The sequence below is a fragment of the Nocardia sp. NPDC004604 genome, assembly GCF_040609795.1.
Classification (GTDB): domain Bacteria; phylum Actinomycetota; class Actinomycetes; order Mycobacteriales; family Mycobacteriaceae; genus Nocardia.
The window spans coordinates 1-12,723 of the sequence record NZ_JBEXLC010000033.1 but is presented as its reverse complement, the minus strand read 5'-3'; the positions used below and the strand labels follow the sequence as shown (position 1 = coordinate 12,723).

At 66.3% G+C, this 12,723-nt stretch carries 13 protein-coding genes; 8 read left to right on the top strand and 5 right to left on the bottom strand.

Annotated elements, in window-relative coordinates; translation table 11 throughout:
- Window positions 1-30: 30 nt before the first annotated feature.
- Complete coding sequence (locus ABZW16_RS14745; protein WP_354955969.1) at window positions 31-2,013, top strand: TPM domain-containing protein; 1,983 nt, start codon at window positions 31-33, stop codon at window positions 2,011-2,013.
- 44 nt (window positions 2,014-2,057) lie between these two features.
- Window positions 2,058-2,876 (top strand): MerR family transcriptional regulator, encoded by an 819-nt coding sequence (locus ABZW16_RS14740; RefSeq protein WP_354955967.1) that lies wholly within the window; start codon window positions 2,058-2,060, stop codon window positions 2,874-2,876.
- Between the two features lie 150 nt (window positions 2,877-3,026).
- On the opposite strand, the gene ABZW16_RS14735 is transcribed toward ABZW16_RS14740, so the two are convergent.
- Window positions 3,027-4,481, bottom strand: coding sequence for a molybdopterin-dependent oxidoreductase (locus ABZW16_RS14735; protein ID WP_354955965.1), 1,455 nt, complete (start codon window positions 4,479-4,481; stop codon window positions 3,027-3,029).
- Window positions 4,482-4,573: 92 nt separating this feature from the next.
- Window positions 4,574-4,996 (bottom strand): MarR family transcriptional regulator, encoded by a 423-nt coding sequence (locus ABZW16_RS14730; RefSeq protein ID WP_354955963.1) that lies wholly within the window; start codon window positions 4,994-4,996, stop codon window positions 4,574-4,576.
- A 48-nt stretch (window positions 4,997-5,044) separates the two neighbouring features.
- Here ABZW16_RS14730 and ABZW16_RS14725 point away from each other — a divergent pair, with 48 nt between their 5' ends.
- The gene (locus ABZW16_RS14725) at window positions 5,045-5,440 is read left to right on the top strand and encodes a PPOX class F420-dependent oxidoreductase (protein ID WP_354955961.1); all 396 of its coding nucleotides are present in this window, start codon (window positions 5,045-5,047) and stop codon (window positions 5,438-5,440) included.
- Window positions 5,441-5,462: 22 nt separating this feature from the next.
- Here ABZW16_RS14725 and ABZW16_RS14720 read toward each other — a convergent pair whose 3' ends face one another.
- Window positions 5,463-6,731: an acyltransferase gene (locus tag ABZW16_RS14720; RefSeq protein WP_354955959.1), complete on the bottom strand. Its 1,269-nt coding sequence runs from the start codon at window positions 6,729-6,731 to the stop codon at window positions 5,463-5,465.
- 72 nt (window positions 6,732-6,803) lie between these two features.
- On the opposite strand from ABZW16_RS14720, the gene ABZW16_RS14715 reads away from it, so the two are divergent.
- Entirely contained in the window at window positions 6,804-7,430 is a 627-nt protein-coding gene (locus tag ABZW16_RS14715; protein ID WP_354955957.1) for a transcriptional regulator, read from the top strand.
- Between the two features lie 2 nt (window positions 7,431-7,432).
- On the opposite strand, the gene ABZW16_RS14710 is transcribed toward ABZW16_RS14715, so the two are convergent.
- Window positions 7,433-8,353, bottom strand: coding sequence for an NADP-dependent oxidoreductase (locus ABZW16_RS14710; protein WP_354955955.1), 921 nt, complete (start codon window positions 8,351-8,353; stop codon window positions 7,433-7,435).
- Window positions 8,354-8,508: 155 nt separating this feature from the next.
- Between ABZW16_RS14710 and ABZW16_RS14705 the strand changes: the two genes are divergently transcribed.
- Both ABZW16_RS14705 and ABZW16_RS14700 read left to right on the top strand, forming a co-directional pair.
- A complete protein-coding gene (locus tag ABZW16_RS14705; RefSeq protein WP_354955953.1) occupies window positions 8,509-9,234 on the top strand; it encodes a DUF899 domain-containing protein in 726 nt (241 codons plus the stop codon).
- A gap of 26 nt (window positions 9,235-9,260) precedes the next feature.
- Window positions 9,261-9,662: a DUF1707 domain-containing protein gene (locus tag ABZW16_RS14700; protein WP_354955951.1), complete on the top strand. Its 402-nt coding sequence runs from the start codon at window positions 9,261-9,263 to the stop codon at window positions 9,660-9,662.
- 292 nt (window positions 9,663-9,954) lie between these two features.
- On the opposite strand, the gene ABZW16_RS14695 is transcribed toward ABZW16_RS14700, so the two are convergent.
- On the bottom strand, window positions 9,955-11,346 hold the full coding sequence (locus ABZW16_RS14695; protein WP_354955949.1) for a glycine--tRNA ligase: 1,392 nt from the start codon (window positions 11,344-11,346) through the stop codon (window positions 9,955-9,957).
- 279 nt (window positions 11,347-11,625) lie between these two features.
- Here ABZW16_RS14695 and ABZW16_RS14690 point away from each other — a divergent pair, with 279 nt between their 5' ends.
- Entirely contained in the window at window positions 11,626-11,976 is a 351-nt protein-coding gene (locus ABZW16_RS14690) for a metalloregulator ArsR/SmtB family transcription factor (RefSeq protein ID WP_354955947.1), read from the top strand.
- 2 nt (window positions 11,977-11,978) lie between these two features.
- Window positions 11,979-12,413, top strand: a complete 435-nt coding sequence (locus ABZW16_RS14685) for a Fur family transcriptional regulator (RefSeq protein WP_354955945.1) — start codon at window positions 11,979-11,981, stop codon at window positions 12,411-12,413.
- Window positions 12,414-12,723: the final 310 nt, after the last annotated feature.

The following is a 12,723-nucleotide window of genomic DNA, read 5'->3' as shown; positions in this document are numbered from 1 at the left end:
GGATCGATGCTAGCCAGCTAGATTCATCCCATGCCGTTGTTAGCGCCGATTCGTCCGATCCGCCGGGCCGCCTCGGTGGTAATGAGCGTGTGGTTCCTGTGGGTCGCGCTGGTCGCGGGCCCGGTCAGCGCGGATCCGCCGCTGCGGATGGGACCGTATGTTGTCGACTCGGCCCAGGTACTCGATCAGGGACAGCTCGATCGGGTGTCGGCGGCGGTCGACAACCTCTACGCCGATCATCAGCTGCGGCTCTGGGTTGTCTATGTGCGCGATTTCAATGGAATGCGGCCGCCGGAGTGGGCCGATCGCACGGCGACGCTGTCCGGATTCGGCGGACGCGATGTGTTGCTGGCGGTCGCGACGCAGGATCGGGCGTATTCGTTCCATGGCGAATTGCCGAGCGGTGTCAGCGATTCCGAGCTGGACGCGGTGCTGACGCGCGATGTGGAGCCCGCACTGCGCGACGGCCGATGGGCGGACGCCGGGGTCGCGATGGCGGATGGGTTGGATTCGACGATGCGCGGCGGTGGCATCAGCGGATGGACGCTGCTGATCGTCGCCGGGGTGATCGCGCTCGTCGTCGGTGGGCTGGTGCTGTATTCGCGCAAGCGGCGCGGCGACCGCAGACGTGCCGAATTGGCGGCGGCACGGCAGCTGGACCCGGACAATTCCACCGCCCTCGCGGCCTTATCGCTGGAGGCGCTGCAGGCCAGGTCGAAGGAGGTGCTGGTGGAGATCGACAATGCGGTGCGGACCAGTGCCGAGGAGTTGGATCTGGCGACCGGCGAATTCGGCACGACCGCGGTCACCCCGTTCAGCACCGCCTTGGCGACTGCGAAAGCCGCTGCCGCCAGGGCATTCTCGATCCGGCAGCAGCTGGATGACGATATTCCCGAGACGCCGGATCAGCAGCGCACCATGCTGGTCGAGCTGATCGGTACGGTCGGGCGGGCCGATCGGGAACTCGACGGCCAGGTGGCCGAATTCGATGCAATGCGGAATCTGCTCATCAATGCCGCCACTCGATTGGATGGGCTGACACAAGATCTGGTCGAGCTGACCGGTCGCGTGCCGAATTCCGAGACCGAACTCGCCCGGCTCACCACCGCGTATCCAGCCAGTGTGCTCGCACCCGTGCGGGATAACGTGACCATGGCGCGGGAGCGAATCACCTTCGCCGAACAGAACATCGATGCGGGCCGCGATGCCGTTGGCCAACCGGTCGGCAAGCAGGGCGGTGCGGTCGCGGCGATCCGGGCCGCGGAAGGCGCGATCGGGCAGGCGTGTACGTTGTTGGACGCCGTCGACAATGCGGCGACGAATATCCAGCAGGCGACCGACGGACTGCCCGCCGCACTCGCGGAACTGCGCGCGGATATCGTCAGCGCGAAAGCGCTCACGGGCTACGGCGGAGCCGAGCTGCAAGCCGCCATCACCGCGGCGGAGACGGCCCTGACCAGCGCCACGGCCACCACCACCAGTGATCCGCTCGACGCCTTCCACACCGCGGTCACCGCCGACAGCGCGCTCGACCTCGCCAATGCGGCGGCCACCGACCGCAAACTCGCCGCCGAGGAGCTGCGGCGCAGACTCGACCGGGCGCTCGCCGATGCCAGCGCCCGGATCGGCGCGGCATCGGACTACATCACCACCCGGCGCGGCGGCATCGATGCGCAGGCACGCACCCGATTGTCCGAGGCGCAGCGCAATCTCGATGCGGCACAGCAGCTTTCCGCAACTGATCCGACCCGGGCCCTGGCCAGCGCGCAGGCCGCCGCGGATCTGGGCGGTCGCGCACTGCGGGAAGCGCAGTCCAGCGTGCGGGCCTGGGAGAGCCGCCAGCCGCGATCGGGGACCGCGCAGGCCGGCGCAGTACTCGGCGGAATTCTGATCGAGGGACTGCTGCGGGGCGCGGGCACCGCCGCCCGGCAACGGCCCGGCGGCGGCTATACCCCCGGGTCGTACGGCGGCTCCAGCGGATCCCGCCGGATCAGCCGGGGTGGTCGGTTCTGACGCTTGACCCTGACACCGTGTGAGGCCATAGACCAGGAGCCGTCATGTTCAGTATCGGAGACTTCGCCAGACACGGACGGGTATCGGTGCGGATGCTGCGTCACTACGACGCGATCGGGCTACTGCGGCCCGACCGGGTGGACGCCGCTACCGGCTATCGCTATTACGAGGGCGGCCTGCTCGCTCGGCTCAATCGCATTGTCGCGCTGAAGGATCTGGGCTTCACCCTGGAACAGGTGGGCCGGATCCTCGACGACAAGGTCGACACCGCGGAACTGCGCGGCATGCTCGCGCTGCGCCGCGCAGAGCTGGAGCAGCGGATCACCGGCGACCGCGCCCGGCTCGTCCAGGTCGAGACGCGGCTCCGCATTATCGAGAAGGAGGGCGCCATGCCCGCCAATGATGTGGTCATCAAGTCCATTCCGGCCGTCCGGGTCGCCGAATTGACCGGTGTTGCCAGCGATTTCGAGCCGCAGACGATCGGGCCGGTGGTCGGGCCATTGTTCGAGCAACTGTGCGCCCGGTTGATGCAGGCGAGCATCGATATCGTCGGTCCGGGGATCGCCTACTACGAGGAGCAGCCGGACGGTTCGGTACACGTGCACGCCGCCATGCCGGTCAATGCCGACCCCGCCGCCGCCTACGAATTCACGATCGTCGACCTGCCCGCGGTGCCGCAGGCGGCGACAGTGGTGCACCGGGGCAGCATGGACGAGGTCCTGGAACCATGGCAGTCCCTCGGCAAATGGATCGACGCCAACGGATACCGCTCCGCCGGACCCGCCCGCGAGGTAACCCTCGAGTTCACCGAGGACCCGAGCGGCTGGGTCACCGAACTCCAGGAACCCATCCACACCGCATAACCACCCCGCACTCCCGCACCTTTCGGACGCCCACACAGATCTCGACACGGGTGCGGGAGTGCTCACCCCGCGTCCGATACCGCGCGGGTCCGCGATCCAACGAAAAGGCCGCGATCGCCGCGGCAGCGCGAGCGGAGCGGCCTCGGCCGGTCAGATCTTGATGGTGACGGTGTGGAAGCCGGAGGGGCCGGAGGGGAAGGGTGAGCGTGCAGTGCCGTCTTGCACCTCGCCCGAACGGCTGATGGCGCGGGCCTGCAGGGTGTGTTCGCCTGCGGGCAGGTCGAGCGTGGTCCGCCAGCGGCGCCAGGCGGCGGGGGCGGTTTCGGTGCCGAGATCGACCGGGCGCCAATCGCCCGCATCGATGCGCAGTTCCACGCCGTCGACGCCGTGCGGTGGCGCCCAGGCGACACCGGCGATGCTGGTGGTGCCCGCCCCCGCGCGGCCGGGCGCGGTCACGTCGATGCGCGCCTGTGGCGTCACCCACATCGGCTCCGATGGCCAGCCGCGCTTCCACCAATAGTCGATGTGGCTGTCATCGGTGAGTTCGAGTTCCGCAAGCCATTTCGCGCCGGTGTACTGACCGTAGAGACCGGGCACGAAGATGCGGGCCGGGAAGCCGTGCTCGGGGGCGAGCGGCGCACCGTTCACGCCGATCACCACATATCCGGGCCACTCGCCGGAGCGCAGCGGTTCGACCGGTAGCGAGATGGTGTAACCGTCGACGGCTCTGGTGACCAGTCGGGTCGCCCCGGTTTCCGGGACCGCGTGTTCGAGCACCTTGGCCAGTGGCACCCCGTACCAGCGACCATTGCCCGCGCGACGTTCGCCGGGACGGTTGTGCACGCACACCATGACGGCGTCGAATTCCACCGCATCCGTGGCCAATTCGGTCAGGGACAGCCGTAGCGGATGGGCGACCCGTCCGGTGACCGACAGCCGCCAGCGGGCCGGATCGATGCGCGGCGGACTCAGATTGACGTCGGCGACATAGAAACTCCGGTTGGCGGTGATCAGCGATGACAGTCCGGGTTCATCCTCCAACCCGTCCTGCGGCACCACCGAGATGCCGCCCATCGGGCCGACGCGATCGATCGCTTCGTGCTGCCTGCGGTCGTAGTCGCGATTCAGCGCCCGCGCCGCCACCAATAGTCCGGCACCGGCCCCCGCCCACACCAGCGTGCCGAACAGCCCACGGGGCCGCCTGCGCAGCCCGATACCGAGCACACCGGCAGCGGCCGCCGCACCCGCGACCGTGGCGGGTGATCGGGTCGGGCGGCGCAAACCCAGTGCGGCCGCGGTGGCACCGAAGGCAGCGACCGCGGGCGTGCGCGCGCGATCGGACAGCGCCCCGAGCCCGACCGTCGCGGCAATAGCACCGACCCCGACGCCGATCCGGGTCGCGACCTTATCGTGCTTGCCGGACAGCGCGACCGTCGTCTCGACCACCGGCACCGGCGCAATATCGGTCATGACCCGGCCGATGGCATCGATCAGCGAATCGCCGCGGGTCGCGGCGATCAACTCGCCGACTCCCAGCGCAGCTGCCCCGATCGAGGCGGCTGCCAGCCCACCCCCGTGTTCCCGGTCTCCGTTGGTCCGCACCATCCGAACACCCGCTTTCGTCGATCACCAGCCGCGCCAGCAGCATTTCCTACGAACCTACCGATTCGGCGCCCGCATTCCCACGCCGACCGGCATCACTGCTGCAGTGCCTCGGTGAAGCGGGTCAATAACTTCCGCAACTGTTCACGCTCCTTGGCGGTGAACGCATCCGCCACCCGGCGTTCGATGGCCGCGGCCTTCGCATCCGCCTTGGCGAAGGCCCTGCGCCCCGCCGGGGTCAGCCTGGTCTCCAGCACACCGCGGTGCCAGGGGTGCGGCGTCCGCTCCACCAGTCCGCGCTCTTGCAGATTCTTGAGCACGACCGTCATCGCCTGCGGCGTAACCAGACACGCGCGCGCCAGCGCGGCCGCGGAGATGCCCGGATTGTCCGACAATGCGTAGAGTGCGGCGTACTGCGGGACCGTAAGCGGTTTGACCGCCTCATGTTTGACGGCCATCAGCTCCTGCTCGGCGCGCTTGACGTCCAGACCGAGCCGCTCGTGCGCTGGCATTTCCATGAGTGTCAATGATAGGACATCTATCAAAGCTTTGATACCATTAAAGGCATGGACAATCCCGTGATCCCCGAGAGCCACGCCGATCTACTATCGCGACCGCTGTTCGCTCACCTCGCCACGCTCAACCCCGACGGCACCCCGCAGGTGACGCCGGTGTGGCAGGTCTGGGACGGCGGGCGGCTGCGCTTCACCACCACGATCGATCGGCGTAAGGCCGTCAATACCAAGCAGAATCCCGACGTCGCGGTGAGCATCAACGACCCGGACAAGCCCTATCGCTACCTCGAGGTCCGCGGTGTCATCGAGGCCATCGAGCCCGATCCGAACGGCGAATTCTTCGATGTGCTCGCCCGCCGCTACGACCTGCCCTATGAGCGCCCCGTCGCCGACCACCAGCGCCGAGTCGTGATGGTGATGCGACCGACGCACGCCACCTTCCAATAGCGCGGCGAAAGCCGCCGCGCCCTCAGGAGTTGACGGCTTCCTCCGCGAGAGCGGTCAATTCGTCGCGCACCGCGGTCACGAGCCGGTCGCCATCACCGCCGCCGAGTACGCCGACGGTGAGTCGGCCTTCGAAGGTGTATACGAGGAAGGTGACCGCTGCGGCAGCACCCGCGGACGGACGCGGATGCGCCGAGACGTAGACGATTTCGTAATCGGTCAGCGTGATGGTCGCCGGGATCCGGAAGGCGGGGACGGCACCGGTATTGGTGACCGCGACGTGCCCGGCCAGGGAGTGGATCCTGGTGGGGCCGTAGTAATTCGGGAAGTGCAGGACCGACTGCTGGACGACGCCCTCGGCCAGGTCGCGTCGCAGCCGATGCGAAATGCGCTCGGCCAGTTCGAGGATGTCCGCGGAGCGGTCGACCTGGGCGGCGAAGGACGCCAGGCCCGCCATATTGGTGCCCTCGGCGCGCGGGACCGGCGGCTCGAGGCGGGTGCGCAGGTCGACCGGATACAGGCAACCGAGCGGAACCGGATCCCCGGTGACCCCGGCCTTTTCCGAGGCGAAGGCACGCAACAGGGCGGCGGTGACCAAGCCGTTGACCGTCACACCCGGCACCCGCCCGAGGCCGATAATGCGCGCGGTCGCCTGCTCGTCCAGCATGATGCGCCGGGGCCGGACCATCGATGGTGGCGCGGCGATCGCGGGTGCGGGCGGGACGACCGCGGCCTCCAGCGGGCGGGTCACATCCTCGAATCCGGAGACCGAACCGCGGGCGATGCCGCGCGCGGCCACATGCCATTCCAGTGATTGCGGGTAGTCGTGCGGCACCACCGTTGTCGTACCGAATTCGAGGTGATCGGTGTAGAAGTCCCATAGTCGGGAGAGCAATTCGATGCAGTGGCCGGCGTCGGCGATGCTGTGGTGGACGAACAGCGTGACGCGCGACCGGCCCCGCGAAGAGAGCACGACATCCAGGTATGCGAGCTGTCCGGCCGGATCGATCGAATCCGGAATCCGGACCACATCCGGATCCCCCTGACTTGCCGTCATGCCGACCACCGGATGTTCACCCGGCCGCAGCAGATACCCCCGGCCCGTGCTGTCCTCCGCGATCCGGCAGGTCACCACCGGATAGGCACGCTGTAGCGCGGTGAAGGCGGCTCCCAACACGGTCGTATCGAGATCACCGACGACCGTGACGGACCGTCCCGTGTAGGTCCCCGCGCGCACGAAACGTTGTTCCGAGGCACCCAACACCCGCACCAAATCCTCCTCATCCCACGACACATCGCACAGCGTGCGGCAACAGCAGACCGGGGCGCAAACCAGAACTCGCTCCGACTGAGAGAGACTGCCCACATGAGTCCCACGGCACACATCAGTCTTACGGCACATCTGCACGAGCTGGGATTTCCGCTGGTGGAAAGCCAGCTGAAGCACCCGACGGTAGTCGGCATCGCCACCGGCGAGCTGCCGGAGCCGGTGTTCCGATCCTGGCTCGAACAGGACTATCTGTTCCTGCTGGACTATGTCCGGGTGTTCGCCCGGCTGGCCTGGCAGGCGCCTGCGGCACACCTCGGTGATCTGGTGGACCTCGCGCACGCCACCTACCACGAGGAACTGTCGCTGCACCGCTCGCTGGCCGCCGAGTTCGGCGCTGACCTCGACGGCGCAACGAAGGGTGCGCCGTGCGCGGCGTACACCGCGTTCCTGCTGGAGTCGGCCGCGTCCTACGCCGACGGACTCGCCGCGCTGTACCCCTGTATGTGGGGGTACTCGACACTCGGCGCCATTCTCGCCGAGAACCCGCCGTCGGAGCCCCGGTACCGGCGCTGGGTCGACACCTACGCCGATCCCGGATTCACCGCCCTGACCCGCCGCTGCGGGCAAATGCTCGACGAGGCGGGCGGCGATCCGGACCGCGCGGAGCGGCTCTTCCTACAGGGGATGCACCATGAGTACGACTTCTGGGACGTACCGCTCTGACGTCAGGGATGCAACACGATCTTGCCGTGGGTGTGACGCTGCTCCAGCTCACGATAGGCCTCTTGGACCTTGTCGAGCGGGTAGACCGCGGCAACGGGCACCTCGATCGCGCCCGCGGCGGCCAACCCGGCGAGTTCGGCCAGCACATCGATGGTGCCCGCCGCGGCATTGCCCTCGGTTTTCACCCCGTACTTCTCAGCGGCCGCAAAGTTGATGATGGTGTCGATGCGTTCGACCGGCACGCCGAGTTCTATTGCGAGCTCGACATAATCGGCTCCGAAGGTATCGATGAACGCGTCGACGCCATCGGGGGCGGCCGCGCGGATCCGGTCGATCAGCCCGGCGCCATAGGCCACGGGGACCACCCCGACCTTGCGCAACCAGCCGTGATTGGCCTCGCTCGCGATGCCGAGAACCGTTGCGCCCCTTGCCCGCAGCAGCTGCACCGCGATCGAGCCGACACCGCCCGCGGCCCCGGAGACCACGACCGTATCGCCCGGTCCCGCGGCCACCGCCCGCACCGCGGCGAAAGCCGTTGTGCCAGCGACATAGAGCGAGCCCGCGACATCCCAGTCCAGCCCCGCCGGCTTGGGTGTGACCTGCACGGCGGGCACTACCACATGGGTGGCATGACTGGCCCGATCGTCGGTGAAACCGAGCACCTCGTCGCCGATCGCGACCCCGCCGACACCGGACCCGATATCGACGACGCGACCCGCGAAATCGGTGCCCTCGCCGGACGGAAAGGTCGCGGGCCAGCGCTCGTGCAGCGCACCCGTCCGGATCAAAGCCTCCCCTGGATTGATCCCCGCCGCGACGACCTCGACAACCACCCGTCCCGGGCCCGCCGTCGGCGTCGGCACCTCGACTACCTGGAGTTCCTCGATTCCGCCATAGCGATCGAACTTCACACCACTTGCCATATCCGACTCCCGCCTAGTAGGTGACATACGGCACATCGACCGTCAACGGAGTAACACCGCGAAATAATTCCATGCCGTTCGCACCGGACCGATGATTTCCGCGCCGCCGCCCGGTCTACCTACGTTGACCGGTCTTGCGAAACTAGGAGATGATCATGAATCGTCCGGCCGTTGTATCCCGCGCGGAGTGGTTGACCGCTCGCAAGAGCCTGCTGGCCGAGGAGAAGGAACTCACCCATCAGATGGACGCGCTGGCCGAAAAGCGCCGCGGGCTGCCGATGGTTGCCATCGATAAGAAGTACGTATTCGAGGGTCCGACGGGCGAGGTCGAGCTGTCCGACCTGTTCGAAAAGCGCCGCCAGTTGATCGTCTACCACATGATGTGGCGCTGGGATCTGGACACGGGCTGTCCGAGCTGCGCCATGTTCCTCGACAACGTGGGGCATCTGGCCCACCTGCACGCCCAGGACACCAGTTTCGCGGTGATCTCCCGCGGACCGTGGGAGAGGCTGAACGGGTACCGGAAGCGCATGGGGTGGACGTTCCCGATGTACTCCTCGTTCGGCAGCGACTTCAATTACGACTTCCACGTCACCCAGGACGAATCCATCGCACCCGTGGAATACAACTACCGCACCAAGGCCGAACTCGAGGCGGCGGGCCAGGGCTACTTCAGCCACGGCGAGCTGCCCGGCACCAGTGTGTTCTGGTGTGATGACGACGGTTCGGTGTTCCACACCTATTCGTCCTATGGCCGGGGCGGCGACATCCACATCGGCACCCACAATTTCCTGGACCTCACCCCGCTGGGCAGACAGAAGCATGTCGGCGAGGCGGTGCACCACGATCGCTACGACAGCCCCGAATCACACTGCCACTGAGGACATCAGGCCCTAAGCTGGCACCCGTGGGTGAGGAAAGGCTGCGGGCATCGGACGCAGACCGCGACAAGATCGCCGAACAATTGCGGGTGGCGATGAACGACGGCCGGTTGTCGCTGCACGAATACGACGATCGACTGAAACAGGTCTACGCCGCAAAGACCTACGGCGAGCTGAGTCCGCTGCTGTCGGATCTGCCCGTGTCACGAAAACCGGCGACGGTGGCCCAGCGGGTGCCGCAATGGGTCATCATCATGTGGATTCCGTGGGCCGCGGTGAACGCGCTGTGCCTCACGATCTGGGTGGCGACCGGCGCGGGATATTTCTGGCCGTTCTGGGTTGCGGTGCCATGGGGGTGCGCACTGCTGATCCCGACCGCGATCGGGATGATCGTCCAGTCGAGTCAACGGAAACCGGATAGTCGCTGAATTCGGTTGCGGCGCAGGTAATCCTCGATCGGCGGGCCGATCACCGCAGACGCCCGGCTGCACCGGGCGGATTTCCTCGAGATAGCAACCATCCCACCGGAACGCCGCAGCATCGCGACGTTCTCGGCGCGGACCTGGCGGCACTGATCCGCGATTACCGTGTCACCCAACGGTGTTCGACACCGGCCGCGCTGTCCACCATGGCGGAGCGAGCGCTCCACGGGGTGCGCGCGGTGTCCTCGGATGGTGAGCCGTGCGCCACAGCGCGACCGGGCGTTGGTCGTTACCCGACTCAGGCGCCGATCAGATGTTGCGCCAGGTAGCCCTCCACCTTGTCCAGCGCGATCCGCTCCTGCGCCATGGAATCGCGCTCGCGGACGGTGACCGCCTGATCCTCGAGGGTGTCGAAGTCGACGGTGATGCAGAACGGCGTGCCGATCTCGTCCTGGCGCCGGTAGCGGCGGCCGATGGCGCCCGCATCATCGAATTCGACATTCCAGTTCTTGCGCAGCTGCGCGGCGAGATCCTTCGCCTTCGGCGTCAGATCCGCATTGCGCGACAGCGGCAGCACGGCCGCCTTCACCGGCGCGAGCCGGCGATCCAGGCGCAGGCTGATCCGCTCCTCCATCACACCCTTGGCATTGGGCGCCTGATCGACGGTGTACGCGTCGACCAGGAATGCCATCAGCGAGCGGGTCAGACCGGCCGCGGGTTCGATGACATACGGGGTGTAACGCTCATTGGTGGTCTGGTCGAAGTAGGTCAGGTCGGTGCCGGAGTGCTCCGAATGCGTCTTCAGATCGAAGTCGGTGCGGTTGGCGATGCCCTCCAGCTCACCCCACTCATTGCCCTGGAAGCCGAAGCGGTACTCGATATCGGTGGTGCCCGCCGAGTAGTGCGACAGCTTGTCCTTCGGGTGCTCGAACAGCCGCAGGTTCTCCGGATCGATGCCGAGGTCGGTGTACCAAGACAGCCGAGTGTCGATCCAGTACTTGTACCACTCCGCGTCCTCGCCCGGCTTGACGAAGTACTCCATCTCCATCTGCTCGAACTCGCGGGTGCGGAAGATGAAGTTGCCCGGGGTGATCTCGTTGCGGAAGCTTTTACCGATCTGCGCGATACCGAACGGCGGCTTCTTGCGCGCGGTGGTCATCACATTGGCGAAGTTGACGAAGATGCCCTGTGCGGTCTCGGGACGCAGGTAGTGCAGACCTTCTTCGGCTTCGATCGGGCCGAGGTAGGTCTTGAGCATCATGTTGAAATCGCGCGGCTCGGTCCAGCGGCCGACGGTGCCGCAGTCGGGGCACGCCACCAGCTCCATCGAGACGGAGTCCGGATCGTCGATCTTGTGCTTGAGCGCGTAGGCCTCCTGCAGGTGGTCCTGCCGGTGCCGATGGTGACAGTTCAGGCATTCGACCAGCGGATCGTTGAATACGCCGACGTGGCCCGAGGCGACCCACACCTGACGTGGCAGGATCACCGACGAGTCGAGGCCGACGACATCCTCGCGGCTGGTGACCATCGAACGCCACCATTGCTTCTTGATGTTCTCCTTGAATTCGACACCCAGCGGACCGTAGTCCCACGCCGATTTGGTGCCTCCGTAGATCTCACCACACGGGTACACCAGACCCCGGCGCTTGGCGAGGTTGGCAACGGTGTCCACCTTCGACTTGGGTGCCACTCGAGAATTCTCCATCCACTACGAGTCGGATTCGGATCGGCTGGACCGGGCGTGCCCGATGCCTCTTTTGTATGCCGTATCGAATTTGATGTGTTGTAGGACTTGATTGCCTACAGCGTATCGGCCGGAACCAAGCGATCTTGCACCGCCACAGGCATTAGGAGTCGTCGACACTCGACGCACCCCCTCGAATTGGTCACGCGGACCAGAGCGCGCGCGTTTGACATGCGCAACTGTGCATATCAAAATGGGATCGCTTTCCAATAAGGAGTTGGTTCGATGACCGCCGAGACCGCTACCGCCCATCCGCACAACCCGTACCGGTCCCCCGCGCCGGCGCCGGTGCCCTCGCGGACCGTCCTGGAGGACGCGGGCGAGCTGTTACGCGCCCTTGCCGCCCCGGTGCGCATCGCCATTGTGCTGCAGCTGCGCGAATCGCCGCGCTGCGTGCACGAGCTGGTCGATGTCCTCGGCGTCACCCAACCGCTGGTCAGCCAGCATTTGCGGATTCTGAAGTCCGCGGGCGTCGTGCACGGAGAACGTTCCGGCCGCGAGGTGCTGTACGAACTCGTCGACGACCACCTGGCGCATATAGTTGTCGACGCCGTGGCGCATGCCGAGGAAGGGTGAACGTGCCAGATAAAACGGTCTTGCCGGATAAGCCGGTCGGCATCCGCAGTACCCGACAGCGCAGCGCGATCGCCGCACTACTGCGCGATATCGAGGAGTTCCGCTCCGCGCAGGAGTTGCACGACGAATTGCGCCGCCGCGGCGAGGGCATCGGATTGACCACGGTCTATCGCACCCTGCAGTCGCTGGCCGATGCCGGACTCGTCGATGTGCTGCGCACCGACACCGGAGAGTCCGTCTATCGACAGTGCTCGACCGGACACCATCACCATCTGGTGTGCCGACACTGCGGACGCACCGTGGAGGTGGAGGGCCCGACCGTGGAGGCCTGGGCCGAAACCATTGCGGGCGAATATGGGTTCACCGAGGTCAGCCACACCATGGAGATCTTCGGCACCTGCTGCGAATGCGCGAAGGCGAACCTCGCCGAGATGTAATGCCGCTCATATGGGCCGCCGTTCTCATCGGCAGTTCCGCCGCGCTCATGACAGGGGACATCAAAGCGGTACCAACCACGACGGCCGCCGCGGAAAGCACTGTCGGCCAAGGACAACCGGGGGCCGAGAACGGCCGATCGACCATGGCGGACTGAACGTCTTCTACGACTACTTCACTCGCCTTCACCATCAGCTGAGCACACCGCAGGCCACCGCTAACCGATAACCCCGTAACGGTTGCCAGGGGTCGGTTTATATGCGGCGGTTGGTGATGTAGGAAAAAGACAACACTTAAAAACAAAAACAACAA